The sequence below is a fragment of the Niveispirillum sp. FG156 genome (assembly GCF_057809555.1).
Map to the genome: position 1 here is coordinate 17,658 of NZ_JBMDKE010000051.1, position 23,120 is coordinate 40,777.

Sequence of the window (23,120 nt, forward strand, 5' to 3'; positions counted from 1 at the left end):
CCAGAAAACACGAAGCCCCGGAACATTACTGTTCCGGGGCTTATCGCGGATCATGGTGCGGCCGAAAAGACTCGAACTTTCACGGGTTGCCCCACAGCGACCTCAACGCTGCGCGTCTACCAATTCCGCCACGGCCGCAAGCACATGTCGAAAACCAAACGGGGTCGCCGTTCGGTGGAGGGGTGGATAGCAAATCGCGACACGAGGTTCAAGCAGCATTTAGAGCCGCCCCGACCATGCTACGGATTTGACGGGCCGGTCACGCGTGTTAGCTTCTCCCCCACGTTCCACGCCCCGATGGGAGATTGGCGACAATGCAACTGAAGAAGACCCTGACCGCCGCACTGACGGCAGCGACCATGCTTTCGTCCCTGCCGGCACTGGCCGACACGGTGGTGGGACTGGTGGCGCCGTTGACCGGCCCCAACGCGGTTTTCGGTGAACAGATGCGCCGTGGCGCCGAAATGGCGGTGGCCGATATCAATGCCAAGGGTGGCTTGCTGGGTGAAAAGCTGGTTCTGGTCAATCTGGACGATGCATCCAATCCCAGCCAGGGTGTCGCCATCGCCAACAAGCTGGCCACGCAGGGCGGTGTCGCCGCCTTCGGCAACTTCAACTCCGCCGTTTCGATTCCCTCTTCCAAGGTGTTCGCCGATGAAGGGATCGTGATGATCAGCCCGGCCTCCACCAACCCGCAACTGACGGAGCAGGGCCTCACCACCGTATTCCGCACCTGCGGACGTGATGACCAGCAGGGCGATGTGGCCGCCGCCTGGCTGCTGAAAAGCCACAAGGATGGCAAGGTCGCCGTCATCCATGACCAGACCACCTATGGCCGTGGCCTGGCAGAAGCCACCCGCAGCGCCCTGAACAAGGGTGGCAAGAAGGAAGTCATGTTCGACGCCGTGAATGTCGGCGACCGCGACATGTCGGCCCTGGTTACCAAGATGAAGGATGCCGGGGTCAATGTCGTGTATTTCGGCGGCCTGCATACCGAAGCGGGCCTGCTGGTCCGTCAGATGGCCGATGCGGGGCTGAAGGCCGTGTTCATGTCGGGTGACGGCACCGTGAACCAGGAATTCTGGAACATTGCCGGCGCTTCCGCCGAGGGGGCCCTGGTCACGTTCGGCAATGAATATCGCGACAAGCCGGAAGCCGCCGATGTCGTGAAGCGCTTCCGCGCTGGTGGCTTCGAACCCGAGGCCTACACGCTCTACACCTATGCCGCCGTGCAGGTCTGGGCCGGTGCTGCCGCCAAGGCCAAATCGGCGGATGCCGACAAGGTCGCGGCCAGCATTCGCGATGGCGCCTATTCCACCGTGATCGGTCCGCTGTCGTTCGATGCCAAGGGCGACCGCAAGGTCACCGACTATGTCGTCTATCGCTGGACCGCCGGTAAGTACGCCCCGATCCCTGGGCAATAATCATACTCCCCCGAACACCCCCGGCCCGCCAAATGCCGGGGGTGTTTCGATTCTGGCACTATCGCTTTTGGCATTGGGCGAACTTTTGGTATAAGTGCCTGTGCCTACTGGCTGAATTGCGCGTATTCGGCTGTTGCCCTATCCAGAAGACATTGATGCCGTCATGCGCCCCTTGATAGGGACGCTGCGGCGGGCTCCCCCCCGCTTGAAGGAATCGTGGTGACCGTGTCCCCCGCCGCCAATCCGCCCCTGAAGGTCATGATCGTCGAAGACGACGCTCTTGTCGCCATGGGGGTGCAATTGACGCTGAACGAGCTTGGCCACGAAGTGGTCGGCATTGCGGCGTCGGAGATGGAGGCGTTGGCCGTGGCACAGGCGGAGCGCCCGCAATTGGCCCTCATGGATATCCGCCTGCGCGGGGCCAATGATGGGGTGCAGGTGGCACAGCGGCTTTGGCAGGAATTGCGGGTCCGCTGCATCTTCCTGTCCGCCTATGCCGACGAGCATACGATGGAACGTGTGGCCAAGACCCGGCCCCTGGGTTTTGTTCAGAAACCCTACTCGGCCCAGCAGCTGAAAACAGCGCTGGAACAGGCGCGCCCGCGCTTGAACGAGGACTAAACGACCCTTAGGTCTCTGAATTACCCCGTGAACGGCATCTGATTGCCGCATTTCCGGGGGAACCTGAGCATGAAGACGGCAGGAATGAGGGTGGTTTGACGGGAAAATACGCAAAAACTTCCCCGTGAAGCCATCGACCCTGTTGTCATAATGCACTCAAGGCTTCAAGGTTGGAGCGTTGAAGCGTACCCGGTAACGGGGGGATGGGCCCCTGCCAACCGGTCACATATAAGCGAAGGAGCGAACAAATGCGCGTGCTTCCCATGGTCTTTGCCGGCCTGATGGTTGTCGGTCTGGCCGCCTGCGGCAAGAAGGAAGAGGCTGCCGCCCCGGCTCCGGCTCCGGCCGCTGAGACGCCGGCTCCGGCCCCCGCCGCCGAGCCCGCCCCGGCGCCTGCGGAAGCGCCGGCTGCTGCTCCGGCTGAAGGCACCACGGCTCCGGCCGAGGGCGCTGCCCCGGCGACCCCGCCGGCTGAGGGCACCACCCCGCCGGAAGGTAACAAGTAATCCTTGATACCTTGACCGCTTAGGCGGTCGGAAGGGGCCGGGCATCGTCGGGATGCCCGGCCCTTTTCATTTCCGGAAGGAAAACACCGTCAGGCCTTCTTTTCCCAGCCACCACGGTCATTCTGCTGCCAGTAGGTCAGTTCGTCGCCCGCCGCCTTTGCCGTGCGCCAGCGGTCGCGGGCCGATGCGACCGCATCGGGATCATTGCCATCGAACAGATCGCAGATCAGGGTGACGCCCGGCATTCCCGGTTGATCCACACCGTCGGTCAGGAACAGAACCGTGGCACCGTTGGGCGGCGTTTCCAAGGGCCCATCGGCCAGGGCATGGATCAGCACCGGTTGTAACGCGGCGTGCCCATCCTTGGCGGTGCCGTGGGGCAGGAAGCCATCAGGCCGGTAGGTCCAGAGATGCTGGTTCAGCGCCTCCGCCCGTTCCGAACTGGCCACCATCACGAGCACGCGCCAGCCGCGTTCCAGCGACTTTTCCAGCAGGCCCGGTAGGGTCTGTTCCAGCGTCTTGCGCGTCAGGTGATAGAAACGCCGTTCCGTCATCGACAGGACCCCATCCCGGTTCACGACCGTTGCTTTAGCACGAAAGCCGACCGTGAAGTCAGGGGGCACGATCAGGGGACAGCCACCGACAGCGCATATTCCGGCACGATACGGGCGGATTTCAGCACCGCCACCTGGCCATCCGGCTTCTGCACCGGTTTCCATTCCTGCTGGATATAGATGGGCGCATCGGCGCGCAGCGGCATGACAGTCAGGGTCAATGGCTGTGCGATCTCCGCTGCGAAACGCTTCAATCCGATGCGCCAGACGGGACCATTGAAGTAGTGATCATCGATCATGCGCACGCCGCTGAACAGCCGGCCAACATCACCCTGATAATCCAGTTCCAGCCAGGCATCGGCCACACCGGCCAACGCATCCGCCGGCACCCGGACCGACCACGCCGCCGACCTGCCATAGGCTTCCGGCGCCGGCTGCATCGCCGCCTTGGCCGGGCCGCCGATACGGCTGGCAGGAGCAGGCTGCGCCGCGCGCACCAGTTCCACCGTTACCGGCATATCCGGCTTGGGTGTCACGGCCTTTTCATAGGCGGTGAACAGCCCATCCGCTTTGCCGCCCTGGCCCAGAGACGGCAGCGCGGAATAACGGAAACGTGGATTGCCCCGGCTGCGCAGGTCGAATCCTGCATCGGTGGGGAACAGGTCGGCATCGCTGATGACCGCAATATCCTGACCGTTCCGGCGCAGCAGTGCCAAGGATTCGGCCTGCACCTCCGTCAGGATCAACAGACGCTTGGCAGCACCGGCGGCCTTGAAGTTCACGACCGCGCCAAGGCCGGGCTTCAAGCCCGTGACAAGGGTGGTGCCAGGGCGATTGGCGAGCTTCGCCCCCGGCGCCATGACATCCACTGCACCCGCCAGGGCCAGTTCCACGGGCACGCCGGGTTCGGCCTGCAGGATATGGGTTTCGATGCCGTCGATCGTCACACGCGTGACCGGCTGCGCCGTGGCGTAGGCCAGCCGGGCGCCGCCAAGGTCCATGTTCACGGGCCAGATGAAGTGCGATCCGACAGGAATGGTCACCGGTACGGACGGAAAGCTGACAGGTCCGCCGGGCAGATTGATGGTGAAGCGCACATCGGTGACCGGCTGCATCCGGTATTGACGGATATGGCTGCTGAAGAACAGGAAAGCGGCGTCGCCGGCGCTGCGCACCGACCAGCGCGGTGTGGAAAGGTCATCCAGCGCCTTGGGCAGGATGGCCGGTGCATGCGGCACCATGGGCGCCAGTTGATCGCCATAGGCGGATGTGAACAGGTGGAAGGGCCGCACCTTGCGCAGGACGGGGCGCATATCGCCATACTGACCAATCGGCGCCTGGAAATCATAGCCGATGATGGGCGTGTCATTATGGCCGTGGATGGCCGTGTTCTCTTCCAGCGTGGTGCGCCCCACCGGATTGCGCCCGCCATGGAACATGTAATAGCCGAACAGGTTCACGCCCGACCCGATCTGTACCGGCAGCATCGCAGAGATATCGGCGGGGTCGATCACGGCCCGGCGCCGATACATGGCCGGCACCCCGCCACCATATTCGGCCCCCAGGAAGGGGGTATGCGGGATGTCGGGATCGGCATCACCCCGGCGCGTGGCCACCGTCTGCGCGCCCAGATTGCCGCTGACCCGGCTGTCGAACCGGAAGGCATAGGTTTCCTTGGGCGGCAGGATTTCCGGACTGGCCTTCCAGGGTTCATCCGGATAACCGCCAAAGACGGGCACCACTTCCCCGCTGGGATAGACGGTCTGGTCCCAGCCGGTGACGGTATAGAGCGGGACATCGAACCCGGCGGCCAGCGCCATGCGCTTCAAGGTGGCGATATGGTCCCGCCCCTGCCCCGGCCCGGTCAGGTTATATTCATTCTCCAACTGCACCCCGATGACCGGGCCACCATCCTTCCACAGCAAACCTGAAACCTGCGCCGCGATCTGCCGGTAGAAGCGGTCGACATAGGACAGATATTGGGGGTCGTTGCCGCGCGTCGGCATGGCATCCACCACCCAGTCAGGGATGCCGCCATACCGCACCTCCGCATGCGACCAGGGGCCGATGCGGACCACCAGTTTCAGCCCGTGCTTGGCACAGAGCTGCGCAAACCGCCGCAGGTCGCGATCCCCGGTCCAGGTGAAGGCGCCCTCCACCTCCTCATGATGGTTCCAGATGATGTAGGTGGCGACGATGTCGATGCCCGCCGCCTTCATCTTGGCCAGTTGTTCCTCCCAGCCATCGGCGGGGAAGCGGGTGTAATGGAACTCACCCATGGTCGGCATCCAGGGCTTGCCGTCCAGCGTCAGGTAGCGGTTGTTGATGCCAATGGTTCCGCCCGCCGGGCTGACCCCCTGCCCCATTTTCAGGTAACCGGCTTCCAAGGCCGGAGCGGGCGCGGTGGCATCCACGCTGAGCACGGTTTCCGCCCGGCTGATCCCCGATGACAGAAACGTCGCGGCCAGAGCCATGCCGACCAGATGGCCATGTTGAACGCGCATCAACCTACCTCCCCAAACCTGATTTTGGAGAGTAGTATTATACGATAAATATGCCCTGTAAAAGCCCGTCAGCGCAGCGGGAACGGATCGAAATCCACTTCCTGGACCATGGAACGCAGGTCATCCAGGGTTCCGGTGCGGGTGGTCAGCATGACAATACCGTCCGCCCCGGCGGGAATCTGGATCTGGTGAAGCGGCACCTGCGCCTCCGGATAGGTGATGACGATGGCGCGCTTGCCATGCAGCACCTCAACCGTGCCGTTCGGTGGCAGGGTGCTGGGGATCTTGATGGAGCCCATGACGGCCTTGAACAGGGTCGGGCTACGGGCCGCCCCCACCACAACCTCAACCTTGCCCTTGCGGTAGGAGGCCTCTGCGGTCGCTGCCGAATACATCGGCAAGGCGCCGCCCGCCGTGCGGACCTCGCTTTTCTTCCAGCCATCATGGCCGCCGGGAAGGACGTCCTGCATCTGGCTGTTCGGCTTGATGACAGGCTCCTGGGCCGTTGCCAGGGTGGCCGGCAGCAAGGCCAGCGGGGAAACCAGCAGGGCAAGGGAGAGAGCAAGGGCCGAACGACGCATGAAACCTTCTCCGTCGGAAAATCACCGTAGAAAAGGGGCCGGCCATTCCGCCGGCCCCTGACCATGTATCAGATATCAGCCTTCGTAATGCGTGGCGACCAGCTTATCCAGCAGGCGCACGCCGAAAGCCGTGGCGCCCTTCGGCACCATGCCCTTGTCAGCCTTGGCCCAGGCGGTGCCGGCGATGTCCAGATGTGCCCACGGCACCTTGTTCACGAAGCGCTGCAGGAACTGCGCCCCGATGATGGAACCGGCATTCATGGGGCGGCCAATGTTCTTCACATCGGCCACATCGCTGTCGATATCCTTGTCATAGGCGGGCGACAGCGGCAGACGCCACAGCTTCTCACCCGTCTTCAGACCAGCCTCGGTCAGCTTGGCGGCCAGATCGTCGCTGTTGGAGAACAGGCCCGCATGTTCATTGCCCAGGCTGACGATGACGGCGCCGGTCAGGGTAGCCAGATCGACCATGAATTTGGGCTTGAACTGATCCTGGCAGTACCAAAGCGCGTCGGCCAGCACCAGACGGCCTTCGGCGTCGGTGTTCAGCACTTCGATGGTCTGGCCCGACATGGTGTTGACGATGTCGCCCGGACGCTGGGCATTGCCATCGGGCATGTTCTCGGCCAGGGCGACGACGCCGATGGCGTTCACCTTTGCCTTGCGCCCGGCCAGCACGGCCATCAGGCCGATGACGGTGCCGGAACCGCCCATGTCCCACTTCATCTCGTCCATATTGGCGGCGGGCTTGATGGAGATGCCGCCCGTGTCGAAGGTGATGCCCTTGCCGACGAAGGCCACCGGCGCCTCATCCTTGGCACCGCCATTCCACTTCATGATGACCAGACGCGGCGGACGCACCGAACCCTGGCCCACGCCCAGCAGCGCGCCCATGTTCAGCTTCTTCATCTTCTTCTCGTCCAGCACCTCGACCTCAAGGCCCAGCTTGGACAGTTCGACGCAGCGGTCGGCCAGCGTCTCCGGATAGATGACATTCGGCGGCTCGGACACGACATCGCGGGTGACGAAGATGCCGTCGGCGACCTTTTCCAGCTTCTCCCAGACCTTCTTGGCGGCCTTGGCGGCGTCGGTCTGCACCGTCACCTTCTTGATCGACGGCTTCTTATCGTCGGACAGCATCGTGCGGTACTTGTCGAAGCGGTAGGAACGCAGGACGGCGCCAAACGCGACCTCGGCGGCCAGTTCACCCGCATCGCCCGCCAGCTCGTCATGGGCATCCAGTGCCACGGCCAGATCAACCTCGCCCGTGCTCTGTGCGGCAGCCCAGGCGGCGGCACCGGCATTGTTGGCGCCATTGCCGTCAAAGTCACCGGGCGCGCCAATGCCGACCAGCAGCAGGCGGGAAACGTCCAGGCCGGTGGGCGCGACGAGGTTCAGCACCTCTTCCGCCTTGCCCTTGAAACGGCCCTGTTCCATGGCGCGGGTCAGCAGGCCGCCGGTCTTCTGGTCCAGATCACGCCCCAGGGCGCCCAGCGCGCGGTCGGCGGCGACAGTGACGGCCAGGATGCCGGATTTCGGCGTACCGGGCGAAGCGAAGGCGATTTTCATTCCGGTGCTCTCTTGTTGTTGAACCGGCGAATTGTGGCGCCGGCGGTTGTGTGCATGGCAAGGAGTCGATAAAGAACAGCCACGTACCCATGTCAAGGTCACCTTGGGCCAAAATCTGTCGGTCCGCCACGAACAGGTCGCAATCGGGCGATACGTTGTATGGTGGGTGCAGGGCCGGTACGGTGCCCGACCCTTTGGGAAAACATGTCTCAGATCAACCGTTACCTTCTGCGCAACCTGTTCCTGGCCACGATTGTGGTGACGGGTGCCCTGTCGGCGGCCATCTGGCTGACGCAGTCGCTGCGCCTTGTCGAACTGGTGGTGGAAGGGGGTGCCGGCTTCGGCGCTTTTGCGCATCTGGCGCTGCTGTCCTTCCCCACCTTCCTGTCGATCGTGCTACCCTTCGGGGTGCTGACGGCGGTGCTGTTCACCTATAACCGCCTGACGCAGGACAGTGAACTGGTGGTGATGCGCGCCGCCGGCCTTGGCCCCATGGCGCTGGCGCGGCCTGTCCTTATCCTGGCGCTGGTCGGCACCTTGCTCTGTTTCATGCTGTCCGTCTGGCTGGGTCCGGCGGCGCAACGCAGTCTGGTGGCACTGCGCCAATCGGTGCGCAGCGACGTGTCGGCCATGCTGCTGCGCGAGGGGACGTTCAACGAACTGTCGGACAAGCTGACCATCTATATTCGCGACCGGCTGCCCGATGGATCGCTGGAGGATATCCTGATCCATGATGGGCGCCAACAGGGGGTGACCACCACCATCGTGGCGGCGCGCGGCACCATCACCGATGCCGATGGCACCCCCCGCGTCCTGGTCCATGATGGCACGCAGAGCAAGTTCACGGAGGCCACGGGCAAGGCCGAATGGCTGGAATTCGAACGCTACGCCGTGGATTTGCAGTCGCTGCGCCGTGAATTGGCGCCCCGCTGGGTGGAGCCGCGCGAACGGACCCTGGAACAGCTCTGGATACCCGATGAGAATGACCCGATTGACCGCCGCTTTGCCGGGCGGTTGCGGGCGGAACTCCATAACCGGCTGGCCAGCCCCTTCCTGGTCCTGTCCTTTGCCACCATCGCGCTGGCGGCCCTGCTGCCGGGTGAGTTTTCCCGCCGGGGTCGCGGCAGGCGCATCACCATTGCCGCTGTTGGTGCCCTGGTGCTGCAGGCAGCATTGCTGGGCATTGTCAGCCTGATCGGCAAGGTGCCGGTACTGGCGGGCCTGCTGTACCTGTTCGTGCTGGCGCCCGTACCGCTCTGCCTCTGGTATCTGCGGCGCGACGGCATGGGCCGTTCCCAGCCCGCTGCCCCTGGCAAGGGGGTGGTCTGATGCGTCTGTTTGCCACCCTTTCCCTTTATATCGGGCGTCAGTTCCTGCTGTGGTTTGCGGCGGGGCTTGGTTCGCTGCTGGCCCTGGTCTATCTGCTGGACACGGTCGAGTTGCTGCGCCGTGCCGCCAACAGGCCGGAAGCGACCTTTGATATCGTCGTGACCATGGGCCTGCTGAAACTGCCGGAGATCGGGCAGGAGGTGCTGCCCTTCGTCGTGCTGTTTGGCGCCATGTACACATTCTGGCGCCTGACCCGCACGCATGAGCTGGTGGTGGCGCGGGCCAGCGGGATCAGTGTGTGGCAGTTCACGGCCCCCGTGCTTGCCTGGGCCATGATCATCGGCGTGGTGCTGGTCACCATTCTGAACCCGATCTTCGCCGCCATGCTGACCCGGTATGAAAAGCTGGAAAACCGGTATCTGCGCGGCCAGACCTCCTCCCTGGATGTCGGGCGGTCCGGCCTGTGGCTGACACAGCTGACGCCGGAAGGGGCCTATCGCATCCATGCGGAGTCGGTGGTGCCCGGCACGCTGGAGATGCGGCGCGTCATGGTGCTGCTGTCCACGCCGGGGCAAAAACTGTCGGCCCGTCTGGATGCGGCATCTGCCGAACTGGTGCCCGGATACTGGGACCTGGGCGAGGTCTGGTACAATGAACCGGGGGAGCCTGCCCGTTTTCTGGCACGCTATCGCCTGCCCACCGACCTTACCGAACAGCGCATCCAGAACAGCTTTGCCAGCCCCGACACGCTGTCCTTCTGGCAATTGCCGGACTTCATCCGCACGCTGGAACTGACGGGCCTGTCACCGGTAAGACACCGTCTGCATTGGCATGTTTTGCTGGCGCAGCCTTTCTTCTATGCGGCCATGGTGCTGCTGGCGGCGGCGTTCTCCCTTCGGCAGATGCGGGGTGGCGGCACCCTGACCATGGTGGGGGCCGGGATCGTCACCGCCCTGCTGCTGTTCATCGTGAAGGATGTGATCATGGCCCTGGGCCTGTCGGGCGCGGTGCCCGTGATCATGGCCGCCTGGGCGCCCGCCGGGGTGACGGTGATGCTGTCCGCCGCCGCCCTTCTTCACACCGAAGACGGATGAACAGCGGTACGCTTTGCGTTTAGCCCTGCAAGCCTCTATAAGAACGCCCCATGATGCAGCCTGTGATCCGACCGACCATGAAAAGCCTCGCGCGCAAAGCCCTGCTGGGGGCGACCGCCCTGTCCATCGCCCTGCTGTCTGCGCCTGTGGCCGTGATGGCGCAGGGCGCCAACGGGGCCCAGGGCCAGTTGGGCCGTATCGCCGCCATCGTGAACGAGGAACCGATCACGGTTGCCGACGTTGAAGGCCGGTTGCAGCTAGCCATCGTATCTTCCGGCCTGCCCGACAATGACGAGACGCGTCAGCGCCTGCTGCCGCAGGTCATCCGCCTGCTGACCGACGAAGCGTTGCAGATCCAGGAAGCGCGCGAACGCAACCTGACGGTCACCGAGGATGAGCTGAGCGAGGATCTGGAAGCCGCGGCACAGCGCAACCGCATGGATCTGGAACAGCTGAAGGCCGCCCTGGTTCAGGCCGGCGTGCCCTGGAACACCATGCGTCAGCAGATGCTGGCCCAGATCGCCTGGAGCAAGGTCGTGCAGCGCGTGGTGCGCCAGCAGGTGACCGTGCCCGACAGCGAAGTGAACGCCTATATCGAGCGTATCCGCGCCAATGCCGGTAAGCCCGAATATCAGGTCGCGGAGATTTTCCTGGCCGTCGATAGCAGCACCAGTGAAGCCGAGGTTCTGCGCCTGGGTGAACGTCTGGTGGAACAGATCGGCCGGGGTGCGAATTTCAGCGCCGTTGCGCGTCAGTTCTCGCAATCGGCCGGTGCCGCCAATGGCGGCGACCTGGGCTGGATTCAGCAGGGCCAGTTGGAAGACAATCTGGACCGGTCGTTGCAGCAGATGCAGAAGGGCCAGTTCTCCCGCCCGATCCGTGGTTCCGCCGGCTACCACATTCTGTGGCTGCGCGATCAGCGTATCGTGGCTGCGGGCGATCCCAAGAATATCCAGATTGCCATCCGTCAGTTCGTGGTGCCCATCGCCGGTGAGGCGCAGGCCCAGCAGGACGCGGCCTTCAACGCCGCCAAGCAGGTGAGCGAGCAAGCGCGCGGCTGCGAAGCCCTGGAACAGGCCACGCAGGCCGTGCCGGGGTCGCAGGTCTTCACCCAGCCGCTGACCCGTCTGGGCGACATCCCTGAACAGATCGGGCAGATGGTGAGCGCGCTGGGCGTGGGTCAGGCGACGGCCCCGCTAATGACCGACCGTGGCGCCATGCTGCTGATGGTCTGCGACCGCGTGGTGCCGGAGGGCAGCCTGCCGCCGCCCGATCAGGTGCGCAGCGCCCTGTTCCAGGAACGCATGGACTTGCAGCAGCGCCGGTACCTGCGCGACCTGCGCCGGAACGCCACCATCGAGACCAGGATGTAAGTCATGGCGGCGCCACTGGGCCTGACCATGGGGGAACCGGCAGGCATCGGCGGCGACATCGCCCTGAAGGCCTGGATGGAACGCGGGGCGGCATCAGTGCCGCCCTTCGTCTTGCTGGATGACCCCGACCGTATCACGGCGCTGGCATCAACGCTGGGCCTGGATGTGCCGGTCGCCATCGTCGATGAGGCGGGGCTGGACCTTGTTGCTGATCTGTTTGCCACGTCCCTTCCCGTGCTGCCCGTCACCCTGCCCGCCCCCGTTACCTATGGCAATCCCGATCCGGCCAATGGATCGGCGGTGATTGCCGCGATTGACCGTGCCGTCGGGCTGGCAACAGAAGGGCGGCTTTCAGGGGTCGTTACGAACCCGATCCAGAAAAGTGCGCTCTATGCCTGCGGCTTTCGCTGGCCGGGCCATACCGAATATCTGGCGCATCTGGCGGGGCTGCCCGATGACGGCACCGTCATGCTGCTGGAAGGCGGTGGCTTGCGCGTCGTGCTGGCCACCATCCATGTCGCGGTGAAGGATGTGGCCAAACATCTGACGTCGGATGCCATCCTGCACGTGGCCCACGTCACCAATGCCGCCCTGAAAAGTGATTTCGGTATCGAAACACCCCGTCTGGCCGTTGCAGCCCTGAACCCTCATGCGGGCGAAGGGGGTGCCATGGGGCGGGAGGAGATCGAGGTGATCGCGCCCGCCGTCGCCAGCTTGAAGGCTGACGGCATCGATGCCGCCGGTCCCTTCCCCGCCGACACCCTGTTCCATGCCGGTGCCCGTGCACGGTATGACGCGGTTGTCTGCATGTATCACGACCAGGGTCTGATCCCGCTGAAGACGCTGGATTTCGACACGGGCGTGAATATCACGCTGGGCCTGCCCTTTGTCCGCACCTCGCCTGACCATGGCACGGCCCTTTCCCTGGCCGGGACCGGACAGGCCAATGCCAGCAGCTTGATCGCGGCCCTGCATGCCGCCTCCCGCATCGCCGCCCGCCGGCAGAAGAGTGCTTGATATGAGTGATGGCCGCGACCTGTCCCACCTGCCGCCCCTGCGCGACGTCATCGCCACCCACGAACTGGCCGCCAAAAAGGCATTTGGGCAGCATTTCCTGTTGGACCTGAACGTCACCCGCCGCATCGTGCGCGAGGCCGGCGATTTCACGGGCGTGAATATCGTGGAGGTTGGCCCCGGTCCCGGCGGCCTGACCCGCGCCCTGGTGGAAAGCCCGGCTGCCAGCATCACCGCCGTTGAACGCGACCCGCGCTTTGCCGTCGCCCTGGCCGACATCGTGGCCGCGTCGGCGGGGCGCATGCGGTTGATTGAGGCGGATGCGCTGACCGTGGACCCGGTTGATCTGGTCCCAGCCCCGCGCGCCGTCGTCTCCAACCTGCCCTATAATGTCGGCACACCACTGCTGATTGGCTGGTTGAAGCAGATCCACGAGTACCGGTCGCTGACCTTGATGTTCCAGAAGGAAGTGGCCGACCGCATCGTGGCGGGCACGCGGACCCCGGCCTATGGCCGTCTGGCCGTGATGGCGCAATGGCTGGCCCATTGCCGCAATCTCTATGATTTGCCGGCCCGCGCCTTCACCCCGCCACCCAAGGTGGACAGCGCCGTCGTGCACCTGACCCCGCGCGAACGGCCTGCCGACGATCCCGACTTCGCCACGATGGAGACGCTGGTGGCGGCGGCGTTCGGGCAACGGCGCAAGATGCTGCGCGCCAGCCTGAAGTCGGTGATGAAGGAGCCGGAGCCCCTGCTGCTCTCCGTCGGCATCCCCCCCACCGCGCGGGCGGAGGAGATCGACGTGGCCGGGTTCGTCGCCCTGGCCAAGGCCTGGAAGCCGAAATGAAAAGGGCCCCACGTCACCGTGGGGCCCTTTCTTTTTAGACCACGCCTGCCTTGCTGAAAGGCAGGTCGTGCAGCTTCTGGCCCGTGGCGCGGAAGACCGCGTTGGCGACCGCCGGGGCCGCCGTGGGCACGCCGGGTTCGCCCACGCCCGTGGGGCGGGCCGTGGACGCCACGATATGCACCTCAACCTCGGGCATGTCTGACAGGCGCATCGGCTCGTACCCGTCAAAATTGCTCTGATCGACCAGACCGTCCGTCAGGGTGATCTGGTCGCGCAGGGCATGACCGATGCCGAAGCCGGTGCCGCCTTCGATCTGGGCCTTGATGACGTTGGGGTTCACGGGCACGCCGCAATCCACCGCCACGACGACACGATCAACCTTGATCTTGCCATCCTTGGACACCGTCACCTCGGCCACGTGGGCCACAAAGCTGCTGAAGCTTTCATGGACGGCGACACCGCGCGCCCGCTTCGACCCGTCCGCCGCCGGGGCCAGGGGCTTAGACCAGCCGGCCTTTTCCGCCGCCAGCTTCAGCACACCCGTCAGACGCGGATGGGCATCACCCAGCAGTTCCAGACGGAAAGCCACACTGTCCTTACCGGCTGCCGCCGCCAGTTCCTCAACAAAGGCCTCCTTGGCGTAGGCAGTGTGGGTGTGGCCGACCGACCGCCACCAGAGCGTGGTAACCGGCGAGGCCATCTGATGGTAATCGACGGACAGGTTCGGCACGGCATAGGCCATGTCCGAAGCGCCTTCGACCGCCGTCGCATCGACGCCATCCTTGATCATCACCTGCGCAAAGGGCGTGTCGGCGATGAAGGACTGGGTCACGATGGCCTGTTCCCAGGCGACCAGCTTGCCGGCCTTATCCAGCCCACCCTTGACGCGATGGACGACCATGGGGCGATACCGGCCCCCCTGGATATCATCCTCACGCGTCCAGACCAGATGCACCGGCACCTTCTTGCCCTTGGCTGCCAGGGCCTTGGCGATCAGGGCAACCTCGGCGATATAGTCAGCGGTGACGGTCGCACGGCGGCCAAAGCTGCCACCGGCCCAGAGCGTGTTGATCTTCACCTTGTCGGGCGTGGTGCCCAGGATGCCGGCCACGACCGGCTGTTCAATGCCCTGGAACTGCGAGCCAGCCCAAATCTCAGCCCCGCCATCGGCCTTGATCTCCAAGGTGGCGTTCAGCGGCTCCATCGGGGCGTGGGCCAGATAGGGGAAGCTGTATTCCGCCTCGATCACCTTGGCGGCATTCTTGAAGGCGGCACCTGTGTCACCCTTGCGGGCGGCCTTGGTGCCTGGCTTCTTGGCCTGGGCGCGGTATTCGGCCAGCATCTGATCGGTGCCACGCTTTTCAGCCTTGGCATCATCCCACTGGATGGACAGGGCCTCGCGGCCCTTGATGGCGGCCCAGGTATTCTTGGCCACCACCGCCACGCCGACCGGCAGGGTCAGCACGTCGATGACGCCGGGAACCGTACGGGCGGCCTTGTCATCCACCGACTTGACCGTGCCCCCGAAACGCGGGCTGCGGGCCAGAACCGCCGTCACCTGATTGGGACGCCGGATATCCATGGCGAAGATGGCGGTGCCATTGGTCTTCGACACATGGTCCAGACGGTGCAGCGTCTCATTCCCGATCAGGCTGTACTGGCCGGGTTCCTTCAAGGTCACCTTGGCGGGGATCGGCTGCTTCGACGCGGCTTCGGCCAGTTTGCCAAAGGTGGCGGACTTGCCCGAGGCCTTGTGGCTGACGACACCCTTGGCGACGGTGATCTGGTCAGCCGGCACCTTCCATTCGGCGGCGGCGGCGTTCACCAGCATGATGCGGGCGGCGGCACCGGCCATCCGCAGCTCATCCCAGCTATTGGCGACGGCGGTGGAACCGCCCGTACCCTGGATGCCGAAGAAATGGTTGCCATACAGCTTGCTGTCGGCGGGCGCATGCTCACCCCGCATCTGCGACCAGTCAGCGTCCAGTTCCTCTGCCACGATGGTGGTGAGACCGGTCATGATGCCCTGGCCCTTGTCCAGATGCTTGACCAGGACGGTGACACTGTTGTCCTTGGCCACGCGCACGAACAGGTTCGGGCGCGGGTCGGCGGGGCCGACAATGCCGGGGGCAGCGGACTCGGCCGCAAATGATCCCAGCGGGACCACGGCACCGATGACCAGGGCGCCGCCCGTGCCCTTCAGAAAGGCGCGGCGGCTGGGGGTGGGTTCGGCCACGTTGGACGCGGCCTGTCGCAGCAATTGACGCAGCATCATGGCTCAGGTCCTCGCCAGCTTGGCAGCCTGCTTCACGGCTGCCTTGATCCGCACATAGGTGGCGCAACGGCAGACATTGCCGTCCAGCGCCGCCTCAATATCGGCATCGGTGGGGTTCTGGTTCTCGGCGATCAGGGCCGTGGCGGCCATGACCTGACCCGACTGGCAGTAGCCGCACTGCACCACGTCCAGATCGGCCCACGCCTTCTGCACCGCGGCGGCGGCCTTACCGGACAGGCCCTCGATCGTGGTGATCTTGGCGCCCACGGCGGCAGAGGCCGGCAGCTGGCAGGACCGGGTCGGCTGACCATCCACATGCACGGTACAGGCACCACACTGCGCAACGCCGCAGCCGAACTTGGTGCCCGTCATATTCAATTCGTCACGAAGGACCCACAGAAGCGGCATGTCCTCCGGCACGTCCACTTCGCGGACCTTGCCGTTGATATCGAGGCTAATCATCGCTGACCCCAATCAAGAATGAAATCATCAGGCTCTCGCCAAGCCTGACATCGTGGGAGAGGATGAAGGGCAAGGGCTTGGAAGTCTTCCAGATTTCGATCATTTCACGCCGATGGAAGCCTGTTTTGACCTGTATATCCAGTTACTTGGCGCTAATCGTAATATCAAATCAGATATAGCGATATGACTTTGCCGGCACCAGCCGGGCCGGATCGGCGCGAAAGTCAGAAACCGACTGCTTCCGCCTGCAAGTCTCATCATCTATACTAACCTGAACTTGTGTGTGGTGGGGGTGTGGGTGGCAGCGCGTGTATCGACGGTGGCCTTTCAAGGCATTGATGTGCTGGATATCGACGTTCAGGTGCAGATGACGGGCGGCCCCATCACCTTTCTGGTGGTGGGATTGCCGGACAAGGCCGTGGCGGAAAGCCGGGAACGTGTGCGCGGTGCGTTGCATGCGCTGGGTATTGCGCTGCCGGCACAGCGCCTGATGGTCAATCTGGCCCCCGCCGATGTCATGAAGGAAGGATCGCATTTCGATCTGCCCATCGCGCTGGCCCTGCTGGTGATGATGGGCATCCTGCCCGACGACACCATGGCGGGGTATCAATCGCTGGGGGAACTGGGGCTGGACGGGTCCATCGCGCCGGTGGCCGGTGTGTTGCCCGCCGCCATCAATGCCCTGGCATCGGCCAAGGGCCTGATCTGTCCTGCCGCCAGCGGGGGGGAGGCGGCATGGGCCGGCGATGGGCTGGACATCCTGGCACCGCCATCGCTGCTGGCTTTGATCAATCATTTCAAAGGTACGCAGGTCCTGACCCGTCCCGAACCGAAGCTGCAGCAGGAGTTGCCCGGCAGTGTGCGCGACCTTCGCGATGTGAAGGGACAGGAAACGGCCAAGCGCGTGCTAGAGGTCGCCGCCAGCGGCGGCCATAACATGCTTATGCTGGGGCCACCGGGATCGGGCAAGTCGATGCTGGCCGCGCGCCTGCCGGGCCTGCTGCCGGGGTTGGACGCGGCAGAGGCGCTGGAAGTGTCGATGGTGCATTCCATCGCGGGCGGGTTGGAAGAAGGGCGGTTGATCCGCACCCGGCCCTTCCGGGAGGTGCATCATTCCGCCACCCTGGCCGCCATGGTCGGCGGGGGCACGCGCGCCAAGCCGGGGGAGATCAGCTTGGCGCATCAAGGTGTTCTGTTCCTGGACGAATTGCCGGAATTCGCGCGCGGCACGCTGGAGGCGCTACGTCAGCCGCTGGAAACGGGCCGCGCCACCATCAGCCGCGCCAACCACCATGTCACCTATCCGGCCCGGTTCCAGTTGGTGGCGGCCATGAACCCCTGCCGCTGCGGTCATCTGGACGATGCTTCACTGGCTTGTGGCCGGGCGCCGAAATGCGCGCTGGATTATCAGAGCAAGATCAGCGGGCCGCTGTTCGACCGTATCGACCTGCATATCGATGTGCCGGCGGTCAGCGCATCCGACCTGTCACTGCCGCCCCCGCGTGAGGGCACGGCGGAGGTGGCGGCCCGCGTCGCCGCCGCGCGGGAGCGGCAGCGGGAACGGTACAAGGCCCTGCTTCAGCCCGGCCACCCGCCCGTCCGCACCAATGCAGAGGCGGATGGCGAGTTGCTGGAGAAGGCGGCGGCACCCGATCCGCAGGGGCGCAGCCTGCTGACCGAAGCGGCGGAGCGGCTGAAACTGTCGGCGCGGGGATATCATCGCGTGCTGCGCGTGGCCCGCACCCTGGCCGACATGGACAATGCCGATCAGGTGCGCCGCATCCATGTGGCGGAAGCCCTGTCCTATCGCCGGGTTGCGCCGGGCCGGTAGGTTCAGATCAACGGGGGCCGGCAGGGGCACCCAGATAGGCCCTGTATTCAGGAGCCACATCCTGGGGCAGACGGATGGAGGCGGATGCGATCTTCAATTCCGCCTCACTGATGCTGCCGCTACGCGGCACCCCGACGGTGATGTTGAAACGCGCCACGCTGCCCTTGATGGCAACCTCGCGCATGCCTTTCGCGAAATAGCGGAACGTGTATTCGGAGATGATGCCGTAAGACACTCGACCATGCTGGACCAGACGAAAGACATTCTCCTCTGACCGGACATCGCGCCGTGACACGGCCCCACTGTCGAAACCCTGGCGCATCCGGTCGCCATATTCATAGCCGATGACGGTCGCCACCTCCGCCGGCAGGGAACATTGATCACAGATGCTGGGTGTCCCCTGCGCCGCAATGAAGACATTGTCAGCGGTGTAGAGCCGGCGACCGAACCAGAGATCGTCTGGATAGGCGTACCAGCCAGGGGCGACGTGGCACACCATGTCCACCTCCCCCGCCCGCACCAGTTCGGGCAACCGTTTGGGCGGGGCCAACCGCACCGTCGCAGCATGGCCCAGCCGTTCGGCAACCTTTCGGCACAGATCAATGGCCAGCCCCTTCGCCTCTCCCCCATCCTCATCCAAGATCAGATAGGGCGGCGGCAGACTGTCGGAAACAACCAGGCGCAAAGGTGCGGCAGCCGGTGCCACGGCAGGAAGCGCAATCATAAGAAGAATGATAAATTCACAAACAAGCCAAAAGCGTGCAACGCTCCCCATGGCCATGCGCTTATTCATCCATCGTCTGCAATCAGCCCGCCTAGGATGTATGATTGTTCGCGCCTGATGCCAAGGCTTGTTGAAGGGCCATCCCCTGTGCGACCCTCAAAAGGCACGACCCCGGACAATGGAGAGCGCAATGGCGGCGGTTTTGGGGATTGGTGGTCTGTTTATCAAGGCATCCGACCCGACAGCCATGGGCGACTGGTACCGACGGGTGCTGGGAATCGACTGGGGTGATTTTGGGGCCATATTCCCCCCTCCCGACCGGGGATTCACCCTGCTCAGCGGGTTCAAGGCGACCAGCAGCTATTTCGATCCCAGCCCCCTGCCCTTCATGGTGAACCTGATCGTGGATGATCTGGACGGGGTGCTGGAAAAGGCATTGGCGGCGGGGGTGGAACCGCTGGGCCGCGACGATAGCGACCCCAATGGCCGCTTCGCCTGGCTGATTGATCCCTGGGGATTGAAGATCGAGTTGTGGGAAGCGCCGGCGAAGGCGGGGGATTAGCAGGGTGCGGAAAAACCATTTCGCTACTGCGGTCGGGTTATTTTCGGCAATCTCGCGTCAAGCCCTCGCAAGATACCACCAGTATCTTGCTTCGGCCTTTCCTAATCTTGCCGAAAATCCCCCACCCTCGCGACGCGAAAGCCTTTTTCCGCACCCTGTTAAACCCGCTTGCCGCCCGGTCTGACCATATGGCGCGGGTCGGTATAAGCCTTGGCCGCAGCTTCGGGCTTTTTCAGGTTTTCCATGAGGGCCATGGCGAAACGCCCGCCATCATTGCGCGATTGCAGGAAACTGGCCACGACATCGCGCGCCGCATCCTTGTCATAGGGCACTTGATCGGGCGGCAGGGTACGCGCCGCGTCCGCCGCTTCGGCGGCCTTCTGGGCGCGGGCCAGAACATCGGGATCGATGCGCCGCCGGATGGTGCGGATCTGGCGCAGCAGTTCGGCTTTCGCGTCGCTGGACATTGCTGTTGGCCCCGGATTGATCACGGGGCACAGGATGCGCGCAAGGGCCTGTGGCTGCAAGGGGCATTGAAAACACGCGCGAAAAGGTCAGGACCGGCCCGCAAAGGGTTGCGCCCCCGCCGTCTTGCCCTATCTTGGGCGGCCAGTGCCGGGATAGATACGGGAGAGAAACCCCATGGACCGCGTTGACGCCGAAGCCCAGTGCCTGTTGTCCCCCATCAACCCCACCCTGTCGCGACGGATATTCGCCATGACGACGCTGGCGGGCGGTTTCGCCCTGTCCACCCTGCCCGTTTCCGCACAGACCATCACCACGCCCACGGATGGGCTGGTCGCGGGTGAGGTGTCGATCCCGGTGGAGGGCGGCAGTCTTCCCGCCTATCGCGCCAAACCGGCGGGCAAGGGCCCGTTCCCCATCGTGATGGTGGTGCAGGAAATCTTCGGTGTGCATGAGCATATCAAGGATGTCTGCCGCCGCTTTGCCAAGGAAGGATGTCTGGCGGTCGCGACGGAGTTTTATGCGCGTCAGGGCAACGCCGCCGCCTTCACCGACACCGGCGCCCTGATCCGTGATCTGGTCAACAAGGTGCCGGATGCGCAGGTCATGGCCGACCTGGATGCCACTGCCGCCTGGGCGGCCAAGGATGGGGGCGATGCCGCCCGGCTGGGCGTTACCGGCTTCTGCTGGGGCGGGCGCACAACCTGGCTTTATGCCGCCCATAACCCGAAGCTGAAAGCCGGTGTCGCCTGGTATGGCCGGCTGACCAGTGCGCCGACGGAGCTGCAGCCCATGGTGCCGGTCAATCTGGTGCAGAAGATGAATGCACCGGTCCTGGGCCTTTATGGCGGCAAGGATGGCGGCATCCCCATGGCCGATGTGGAGCGGATGCAGAAGGCGCTGGCCGCCGTCAATTCGCGCAGCACCTTCCATGTCTATCCGGAAGCGCCCCACGCCTTCCACGCCGATTACCGGCCCAGCTATCGCCCCGACGATGCCAAGGACGGGTGGAAGCGCTGTCTGGAATGGTTCCGCGCAAACGGCGTGTAGCTTTTGTTTTTCCTCAAACACCGGCGCCGCATCCGCGGCTTGGCTTCACGCCCGCACGCGCGGGCGCGGCGGCAGTCGCCCCCGGAGTGGTTTCAGCCTTTGCTGAAACCACTCTCCCCCGTCGGCATCATGCCCGACCGGTTTTTCTGACGCTTGCAGCATCGGGGGCGGGGCAGCATAGTCCCGCCCCGCCGATCCACGCCGTCAGCAGAAAGCCCGCTCCATGGCCGTCCATCCGCATGATATCGATGCCCGCGCCGAAACGTTTGCCCATCGCCACCTGCTGGGGATCGAGGGGCTGACGGCGCCGGAGATCAATCTGCTGCTGGATACCGCCGACCGCTATGTCGAGCAGAATCGCGGTGAGAACCGGGTGACGAACAAGCTGGCCGGCAAGACCATCGTCAACCTGTTCTTCGAAAACTCCACCCGCACCCGCACCAGCTTCGAACTGGCCGCCCGCCGCCTGGGCGCCGATGCCATCAACATGTCGGTCGATGGCAGTTCGGTGAAGAAGGGCGAGACCCTGATCGACACCGCCCTGACGCTCAACGCCATGCATCTGGATGCGCTGGTGGTGCGGCATCAGGAATCGGGCGCGCCGAAGCTGCTGGCCAGCAAGGTCAACTGCGCCGTCATCAATGCCGGCGACGGGCAGCATGAGCACCCGACCCAGGCCCTGCTGGACGCGCTGACCATCCGCCGCCGCCTGGGCACGCTGAAGGGCCTGACGGTCGCCATCTGCGGCGACATCCTGCATAGCCGGGTGGCCCGGTCCAACATCCATCTGCTAAACATCATGGGCGCCAATGTCCGCGTGGTGGCCCCGCCCACCCTGCTGCCCGGTGCCGTGGACCGGATGGGGGTGGAGGTGCATCACTCCATGGCCACCGGGTTGAGGGATGCCGACATCGTCATGATGCTGCGGTTGCAGTTGGAACGCATGCAGGGCCAGTTCCTGCCCAGCCAGCGGGAATATTTCCGCTTCTTCGGCCTGGATTACGAGAAGCTGTCGGTGGCCAAGCCCGGCGCCCTGATCATGCATCCAGGCCCGATGAATCGCGGCGTGGAGATCGACAGCCTGGTGGCCGACGATATCCACCGCTCTGTGATCCTGCAGCAGGTGGAATTGGGTGTGGCCGTGCGCATGGCCTGCCTGGACCTGCTGACCGCGGCGCCCAAGGCCGCGTAAGCGGGATCAGCCCCAGTCCCAGACACCGGGTTGACGCTGGCGCAGGCTTTCCATCTTTGCCGGCGGCGGCGGGGTGGTGCCTGCTGCATCATCCACAGGCCGCGATGGCCGATACATCTTGTCCCCAATGCGGGGCAGCATCCGGAACGGGCTCCCCGTGAAATCGGACGGCTTTGGCAGTGGCCGTTCCGCGACGTCGCATTGATCCATGGCATCCTCCCGTGAACAGGCGGCATATTAGAACATTTCAAGAACATTGACAAGTCGGCTTCGGGATCAAATCGCAGACGTGGGTATGTTCCCGGCACGCAGCCATTCCATCGCAAGGATCAGAATGCGTCCTGCGCCGACGTGATCCATGCTGTCCCCATTACTTTTGCAAAGGATGGGGAAGCGATGTCACGCCTGGATGCATATGACTGGCCGTTGCTCGGCAATGACCTGAACAGCCAGGGCAGTACCGTCATGAAAGGGTTGCTGGCAGCGGACGAATGCGCACGGATTTCCGGGATGTACCCGGATGAAAGCCATTTCCGCAGTCATGTCATCATGGCCCGGCATGGATTCGGACGGGGGGAATACCGGTATTTCCGCTATCCGCTGCCCGATCTGGTGCAGGCCATGCGGACGGCGCTGTATCCGCGTCTGGCCCCCATTGCCAATGACTGGAACGCAAGGCTGGGCCGGGACCGGCATTATCCGGCGGCGCATGCCGACTATCTGGATCAATGCCATGCGGCGGAACAGAAACGCCCTACGCCGCTGCTGCTGCAATATGGTCCCGGCGACTATAATTGTCTGCATCAGGACCTGTATGGCGATCTGGTCTTCCCGTTGCAGGTGGCGGTTCTGCTGTCCGAACCGGGGCGGGATTTCACGGGCGGCGAATTCGTCCTGACTGAACAGCGTCCCCGCATGCAAAGCCGGGTGGAGGTTGTTCCCCTGCGCCAGGGGGATGCCGTGATCTTCGCCGTGAATGAGCGGCCAGTGCATGGCACGCGCGGCCCCTATCGCGTGGCCCTGCGCCACGGGGTCAGCCGTATTCGCAGCGGGCACCGCCACACGCTGGGCATCATCTTTCACGACGCGCGATAAGACCGCCCCCTCTCCACCTCTTCCAATGAAGCGTTGATATGATACAAA

At 64.2% G+C, this 23,120-nt stretch carries 22 protein-coding genes and 1 tRNA gene; 13 read left to right on the forward strand and 10 right to left on the reverse strand.

Annotation, left to right across the window (positions count from 1 at the left end):
- Window positions 1-53 precede the first annotated feature (53 nt).
- Window positions 54-138 (reverse strand) — tRNA-Leu (locus tag ACODSP_RS24985).
- 176 nt (window positions 139-314) lie between these two features.
- Between ACODSP_RS24985 and ACODSP_RS24990 the strand changes: the two genes are divergently transcribed.
- The 3 genes from ACODSP_RS24990 to ACODSP_RS25000 all read left to right on the forward strand — a co-directional run bounded on the left by ACODSP_RS24990 (window position 315) and on the right by ACODSP_RS25000 (window position 2,551).
- Window positions 315-1,424 (forward strand): branched-chain amino acid ABC transporter substrate-binding protein, encoded by a 1,110-nt coding sequence (locus ACODSP_RS24990; RefSeq protein ID WP_488968242.1) that lies wholly within the window; start codon window positions 315-317, stop codon window positions 1,422-1,424.
- Between the two features lie 219 nt (window positions 1,425-1,643).
- Complete coding sequence (locus ACODSP_RS24995) at window positions 1,644-2,045, forward strand: response regulator (protein WP_488968243.1); 402 nt, start codon at window positions 1,644-1,646, stop codon at window positions 2,043-2,045.
- Window positions 2,046-2,293: 248 nt separating this feature from the next.
- Complete coding sequence (locus tag ACODSP_RS25000; RefSeq protein ID WP_488968244.1) at window positions 2,294-2,551, forward strand: hypothetical protein; 258 nt, start codon at window positions 2,294-2,296, stop codon at window positions 2,549-2,551.
- An 89-nt stretch (window positions 2,552-2,640) separates the two neighbouring features.
- Here the strand turns inward: ACODSP_RS25000 and ACODSP_RS25005 are convergent, their stop codons facing one another.
- The 4 genes from ACODSP_RS25005 to ACODSP_RS25020 all read right to left on the reverse strand — a co-directional run bounded on the left by ACODSP_RS25005 (window position 2,641) and on the right by ACODSP_RS25020 (window position 7,759).
- On the reverse strand, window positions 2,641-3,105 hold the full coding sequence (locus ACODSP_RS25005) for a DNA polymerase III subunit chi (protein WP_488968245.1): 465 nt from the start codon (window positions 3,103-3,105) through the stop codon (window positions 2,641-2,643).
- Between the two features lie 71 nt (window positions 3,106-3,176).
- Window positions 3,177-5,609 (reverse strand): beta-galactosidase, encoded by a 2,433-nt coding sequence (locus ACODSP_RS25010; protein ID WP_488968246.1) that lies wholly within the window; start codon window positions 5,607-5,609, stop codon window positions 3,177-3,179.
- A gap of 68 nt (window positions 5,610-5,677) precedes the next feature.
- The gene (locus ACODSP_RS25015) at window positions 5,678-6,190 is read right to left on the reverse strand and encodes a hypothetical protein (protein ID WP_488968247.1); all 513 of its coding nucleotides are present in this window, start codon (window positions 6,188-6,190) and stop codon (window positions 5,678-5,680) included.
- Between the two features lie 75 nt (window positions 6,191-6,265).
- On the reverse strand, window positions 6,266-7,759 hold the full coding sequence (locus ACODSP_RS25020; protein WP_488968248.1) for a leucyl aminopeptidase: 1,494 nt from the start codon (window positions 7,757-7,759) through the stop codon (window positions 6,266-6,268).
- Between the two features lie 204 nt (window positions 7,760-7,963).
- Here ACODSP_RS25020 and lptF point away from each other — a divergent pair, with 204 nt between their 5' ends.
- Genes lptF through rsmA form a run of 5 tightly spaced genes read left to right on the forward strand, consistent with a single transcriptional unit; the run spans window position 7,964 to window position 13,416 of the window.
- Window positions 7,964-9,088 carry an LPS export ABC transporter permease LptF gene (gene lptF / locus ACODSP_RS25025; RefSeq protein ID WP_488968249.1) on the forward strand — a complete coding sequence of 375 codons (1,125 nt, stop codon included), beginning with the start codon at window positions 7,964-7,966 and terminating at the stop codon, window positions 9,086-9,088.
- Window positions 9,088-10,182 carry an LPS export ABC transporter permease LptG gene (gene lptG / locus ACODSP_RS25030; RefSeq protein WP_488968250.1) on the forward strand — a complete coding sequence of 365 codons (1,095 nt, stop codon included), beginning with the start codon at window positions 9,088-9,090 and terminating at the stop codon, window positions 10,180-10,182. The genes lptF and lptG overlap by 1 nt, the downstream gene beginning before the upstream one ends.
- Window positions 10,183-10,232: 50 nt before the next feature.
- Window positions 10,233-11,555 carry a peptidylprolyl isomerase gene (locus ACODSP_RS25035; RefSeq protein ID WP_488968251.1) on the forward strand — a complete coding sequence of 441 codons (1,323 nt, stop codon included), beginning with the start codon at window positions 10,233-10,235 and terminating at the stop codon, window positions 11,553-11,555.
- A 3-nt stretch (window positions 11,556-11,558) separates the two neighbouring features.
- Window positions 11,559-12,572, forward strand: a complete 1,014-nt coding sequence (pdxA, locus tag ACODSP_RS25040; RefSeq protein WP_488968252.1) for a 4-hydroxythreonine-4-phosphate dehydrogenase PdxA — start codon at window positions 11,559-11,561, stop codon at window positions 12,570-12,572.
- A 1-nt stretch (window position 12,573) separates the two neighbouring features.
- A complete protein-coding gene (gene rsmA, locus ACODSP_RS25045; protein ID WP_488968253.1) occupies window positions 12,574-13,416 on the forward strand; it encodes a 16S rRNA (adenine(1518)-N(6)/adenine(1519)-N(6))-dimethyltransferase RsmA in 843 nt (280 codons plus the stop codon).
- 34 nt (window positions 13,417-13,450) lie between these two features.
- Here the strand turns inward: rsmA and ACODSP_RS25050 are convergent, their stop codons facing one another.
- Both ACODSP_RS25050 and ACODSP_RS25055 read right to left on the reverse strand, forming a co-directional pair.
- Complete coding sequence (locus ACODSP_RS25050; protein ID WP_488968254.1) at window positions 13,451-15,691, reverse strand: xanthine dehydrogenase family protein molybdopterin-binding subunit; 2,241 nt, start codon at window positions 15,689-15,691, stop codon at window positions 13,451-13,453.
- Between the two features lie 3 nt (window positions 15,692-15,694).
- Window positions 15,695-16,153 (reverse strand): (2Fe-2S)-binding protein, encoded by a 459-nt coding sequence (locus tag ACODSP_RS25055; protein ID WP_054167485.1) that lies wholly within the window; start codon window positions 16,151-16,153, stop codon window positions 15,695-15,697.
- 298 nt (window positions 16,154-16,451) lie between these two features.
- On the opposite strand from ACODSP_RS25055, the gene ACODSP_RS25060 reads away from it, so the two are divergent.
- Window positions 16,452-17,984 (forward strand): YifB family Mg chelatase-like AAA ATPase, encoded by a 1,533-nt coding sequence (locus ACODSP_RS25060; protein ID WP_488968255.1) that lies wholly within the window; start codon window positions 16,452-16,454, stop codon window positions 17,982-17,984.
- A gap of 7 nt (window positions 17,985-17,991) precedes the next feature.
- Here the strand turns inward: ACODSP_RS25060 and ACODSP_RS25065 are convergent, their stop codons facing one another.
- Window positions 17,992-18,708, reverse strand: coding sequence for a substrate-binding periplasmic protein (locus ACODSP_RS25065; protein ID WP_488968256.1), 717 nt, complete (start codon window positions 18,706-18,708; stop codon window positions 17,992-17,994).
- A gap of 190 nt (window positions 18,709-18,898) precedes the next feature.
- On the opposite strand from ACODSP_RS25065, the gene ACODSP_RS25070 reads away from it, so the two are divergent.
- On the forward strand, window positions 18,899-19,270 hold the full coding sequence (locus tag ACODSP_RS25070; protein ID WP_488968257.1) for a VOC family protein: 372 nt from the start codon (window positions 18,899-18,901) through the stop codon (window positions 19,268-19,270).
- 158 nt (window positions 19,271-19,428) lie between these two features.
- On the opposite strand, the gene ACODSP_RS25075 is transcribed toward ACODSP_RS25070, so the two are convergent.
- A complete protein-coding gene (locus ACODSP_RS25075; RefSeq protein ID WP_488968258.1) occupies window positions 19,429-19,737 on the reverse strand; it encodes a hypothetical protein in 309 nt (102 codons plus the stop codon).
- Between the two features lie 175 nt (window positions 19,738-19,912).
- Between ACODSP_RS25075 and ACODSP_RS25080 the strand changes: the two genes are divergently transcribed.
- Entirely contained in the window at window positions 19,913-20,785 is an 873-nt protein-coding gene (locus tag ACODSP_RS25080; RefSeq protein ID WP_488968259.1) for a dienelactone hydrolase family protein, read from the forward strand.
- Between the two features lie 223 nt (window positions 20,786-21,008).
- Window positions 21,009-21,977 (forward strand): aspartate carbamoyltransferase catalytic subunit, encoded by a 969-nt coding sequence (locus ACODSP_RS25085; RefSeq protein ID WP_054167480.1) that lies wholly within the window; start codon window positions 21,009-21,011, stop codon window positions 21,975-21,977.
- Window positions 21,978-21,983: 6 nt separating this feature from the next.
- Here ACODSP_RS25085 and ACODSP_RS25090 read toward each other — a convergent pair whose 3' ends face one another.
- Window positions 21,984-22,187 carry a hypothetical protein gene (locus tag ACODSP_RS25090; RefSeq protein ID WP_488968260.1) on the reverse strand — a complete coding sequence of 68 codons (204 nt, stop codon included), beginning with the start codon at window positions 22,185-22,187 and terminating at the stop codon, window positions 21,984-21,986.
- A 186-nt stretch (window positions 22,188-22,373) separates the two neighbouring features.
- Between ACODSP_RS25090 and ACODSP_RS25095 the strand changes: the two genes are divergently transcribed.
- Window positions 22,374-23,072, forward strand: a complete 699-nt coding sequence (locus tag ACODSP_RS25095) for a 2OG-Fe(II) oxygenase (protein ID WP_488968261.1) — start codon at window positions 22,374-22,376, stop codon at window positions 23,070-23,072.
- Window positions 23,073-23,120 lie beyond the last annotated feature (48 nt).

Excerpts from the sequence above, each read along its gene's own strand:
- ACODSP_RS25005 (WP_488968245.1), bottom strand. The coding sequence starts at position 3,105 with ATGACGGAACGGCGTTTCTATCACCTGACGCGCAAGACGCTGGAACAG.
- ACODSP_RS25080 (WP_488968259.1), top strand. The coding sequence starts at position 19,913 with ATGGACCGCGTTGACGCCGAAGCCCAGTGCCTGTTGTCCCCCATCAAC.
- lptF (WP_488968249.1), top strand. The coding sequence starts at position 7,964 with ATGTCTCAGATCAACCGTTACCTTCTGCGCAACCTGTTCCTGGCCACG.
- ACODSP_RS25070 (WP_488968257.1), top strand. The coding sequence starts at position 18,899 with ATGGCGGCGGTTTTGGGGATTGGTGGTCTGTTTATCAAGGCATCCGAC.
- ACODSP_RS25055 (WP_054167485.1), bottom strand. The coding sequence starts at position 16,153 with ATGATTAGCCTCGATATCAACGGCAAGGTCCGCGAAGTGGACGTGCCG.
- ACODSP_RS25015 (WP_488968247.1), bottom strand. The coding sequence starts at position 6,190 with ATGCGTCGTTCGGCCCTTGCTCTCTCCCTTGCCCTGCTGGTTTCCCCG.
- ACODSP_RS25065 (WP_488968256.1), bottom strand. The coding sequence starts at position 18,708 with ATGATTGCGCTTCCTGCCGTGGCACCGGCTGCCGCACCTTTGCGCCTG.
- ACODSP_RS25075 (WP_488968258.1), bottom strand. The coding sequence starts at position 19,737 with ATGTCCAGCGACGCGAAAGCCGAACTGCTGCGCCAGATCCGCACCATC.
- ACODSP_RS25095 (WP_488968261.1), top strand. The coding sequence starts at position 22,374 with ATGTCACGCCTGGATGCATATGACTGGCCGTTGCTCGGCAATGACCTG.
- ACODSP_RS25010 (WP_488968246.1), bottom strand. The coding sequence starts at position 5,609 with ATGCGCGTTCAACATGGCCATCTGGTCGGCATGGCTCTGGCCGCGACG.
- ACODSP_RS25050 (WP_488968254.1), bottom strand. The coding sequence starts at position 15,691 with ATGATGCTGCGTCAATTGCTGCGACAGGCCGCGTCCAACGTGGCCGAA.
- ACODSP_RS24990 (WP_488968242.1), top strand. The coding sequence starts at position 315 with ATGCAACTGAAGAAGACCCTGACCGCCGCACTGACGGCAGCGACCATG.
- ACODSP_RS25035 (WP_488968251.1), top strand. The coding sequence starts at position 10,233 with ATGATGCAGCCTGTGATCCGACCGACCATGAAAAGCCTCGCGCGCAAA.
- rsmA (WP_488968253.1), top strand. The coding sequence starts at position 12,574 with ATGAGTGATGGCCGCGACCTGTCCCACCTGCCGCCCCTGCGCGACGTC.
- ACODSP_RS25000 (WP_488968244.1), top strand. The coding sequence starts at position 2,294 with ATGCGCGTGCTTCCCATGGTCTTTGCCGGCCTGATGGTTGTCGGTCTG.
- ACODSP_RS25085 (WP_054167480.1), top strand. The coding sequence starts at position 21,009 with ATGGCCGTCCATCCGCATGATATCGATGCCCGCGCCGAAACGTTTGCC.
- lptG (WP_488968250.1), top strand. The coding sequence starts at position 9,088 with ATGCGTCTGTTTGCCACCCTTTCCCTTTATATCGGGCGTCAGTTCCTG.
- ACODSP_RS25020 (WP_488968248.1), bottom strand. The coding sequence starts at position 7,759 with ATGAAAATCGCCTTCGCTTCGCCCGGTACGCCGAAATCCGGCATCCTG.
- ACODSP_RS25090 (WP_488968260.1), bottom strand. The coding sequence starts at position 22,187 with ATGGATCAATGCGACGTCGCGGAACGGCCACTGCCAAAGCCGTCCGAT.
- pdxA (WP_488968252.1), top strand. The coding sequence starts at position 11,559 with ATGGCGGCGCCACTGGGCCTGACCATGGGGGAACCGGCAGGCATCGGC.